Source organism: Thermoanaerobacterales bacterium (assembly GCA_030019475.1).
GTDB lineage: Bacteria > Bacillota > Desulfotomaculia > Desulfotomaculales > JASEER01 > JASEER01.
This window is the reverse complement of sequence record JASEER010000082.1, coordinates 1-2,285: the sequence shown is the minus strand read 5'-3', so window position 1 is coordinate 2,285 and position 2,285 is coordinate 1. Positions and strand designations below refer to the sequence as shown.

At 56.6% G+C, this 2,285-nt stretch carries 1 protein-coding gene; it reads right to left on the bottom strand.

What is annotated here, in order from left to right:
- Positions 1 to 67 precede the first annotated feature (67 nt).
- Positions 68 to 1,516, bottom strand: a complete 1,449-nt coding sequence (locus QMC81_11905; protein MDI6908174.1) for an ATP-binding protein — start codon at positions 1,514 to 1,516, stop codon at positions 68 to 70.
- Between the last annotated feature and the right edge of the window lie 769 nt (positions 1,517 to 2,285).

Genomic DNA, 2,285 nt, shown 5'->3' with positions numbered 1-2,285 from the left:
CCCGCGTTCATCAGGGTACGTGCAATCCGGAGTGCTTCAGCATAGGTTATTGTTGTGTTGGCGTCACTCACAACAGGTCAGCATCCTTTCGGTTAAAGACAACAGAAAATTCATTGCTTAGCTCGCTCAGGGCGGTGAGAACCCTGGAAAGTAGCTCCGGCTGCCCGGCCAATTCGTGCCGTAGAACCCTCACCACGGCACAGGCTAGATCCCGGCCCGTTTGATAACACTCACCCTTATTCCCCGGCAGTACTGTGTTATCCGGTTTGGCCAGGCCAAACCTGTTGCCGCTTTCGGGGGTAACGCCAGGTTGCAGACGGTCCGGGTGATAAGTATAGGGCTCCTCAAAAACACCATGACCCCCTCCGGGGGTGACGACAGGTTTTGATCTCCCAGGTCGTCTCAATAAAGGAGTCTTAAGCCGCCGATAGGCATCATCCGCCCTTCTGGCCACGGCGGAGGCGATGGCCGAGAGATCATTCTTAATCTCATCGGGAAGCTGTACACTCATCTTCGCAACATTGATCTTGAAAGCCGTGTCTGCGCTGGGAGAGAAGTCAATGGCGATCCGCGCCAGTTTGGTATGCTCATCGAGGGTCCGCAGGCGGTTCCAACCGCCGCTCTGGATCATTCGGTTAGCACGGTAGATGTAGAAGCCCTGCTGACGATTCCACCTTTTCGGACCGGACGCTACCGCACGAGCCCGCGACGATGAAAACTGAGCCTCGTTGGGCAAGACGTAGGGGTGCACCGTAACGGTGAGAGGCCGCCCGTTATGGTGGAACACGAGATCCTGGGGACCCAGTGACTGCGTTGCTGGTTCGGAACGTGCGAAAGGATCCCAGGGTTCAACCAGGTTTCCGTTGATGAAAATGCACAGTGGAAGTTCCCGCGTGGCCTCACCAGAGAGAAAACGATGGAATACCATGGCAAGATGTTCCTCAACATCCCTGCAGAGACGGGCAAAACCTTCCCTGGCCCACCCGCCCAACGGGTCCTTGTAGTTCAGGATTCGGTCTAGCTTCTCCCAAAAGACCACGGTTCCCGTAGAACCTGTGAGAGGGGCAGTGCACTCGGGCCGACAGTCCGCCGCTTTAAGTTTGAGGGCTTCCCAGGTGTCTGCCTGGTCAATATGGTCAATATCCCATCGGCGAATTTCCAAACGCTCGGGATCTTCCTTCGTGCGGGTTACGACCGTCAAGCACCGACATTGACTGAGGGACGCAGTCTTCAGGCCCAGACCGAACTTGCCCAGGTGGAACTCATCATAGGGCCGTCGTGTTCCGTAGCGCAGCGCCTCGTCAAGCTCGTCTGGGGACATCCCTCGACCGTTATCGGCGATGCGAATCCACGAATCAGGACCTTCGAAACTAAAATCCACCCGGACCATAGTTGCGTCAGCCTCGATACTGTTATCGAGGAGATCCGCGACAGCCGTCGGAAGATCGTAGCCTATGTCGCGAAGAGATTGTACCAGCCTACGGGCAGATGGAATGAGGGTTACCGAGTCAACCATCACAGACTCCCCCACCGGTCCTACCGGACTCAATCCCTTTATCACTATCGAAGCCACGCCTGGCTGTCGCGCAGTGACGTCTTACGGGACACCCTGCGCAAAGGGGCTGCTGCGGCCGACAAATAAGTGCTCCAAAGTCGATCAGAGCAGAGTTAAAGGCCGCGTCGGCCCCGGCTGGTCCAGCCAGGTCATAGATTTCCGATCGAGCCTGCCAGCAATTTACCTTGCTTAGGCCGCGCAGGCGTTTCACTATACGTTCGGTGTTGACATCTACCAGAACCCCACACCGGCCGAAGGCAAATGTCACTACGGCATTGGCAACATAATTTCCGACACCCGGCAGGGCGAGGAGTCCCTCGGTAGATTCCGGAACATGACCGCCATACTGTCTGACAATGGTACGTGCAATTTCCAGCATAGTCTTGGCCCGCCATTGAAGGCCAAGGGAGCACATGGCAGCAAGAATGGCTTCTGCATTCTCCACCATTACCTCGGGGCTGGGCGCAAGCTTGGTTAGTAGTTGGTAAATCGGTACTACCTTGTCGGCCCGCATTTGACGCAAGCAGATCTCCGCCATTAAGACGTGCCAGGGGTCGGCCTCAGTTCGCCAAGGGAAGGGTCTCGCGTAGCTTATATGCCATCGGAGCAAGTCTTGACGGAAATCCACTTCCATAGTGCGTCGGTGCCCTCGCTGCGTCACCGCCTTCGCCAGTTTGCGACCAAGGGCCTCAGCAAGCAAAGGGGGCACAGCGTTGCCGATCTGTCTGAA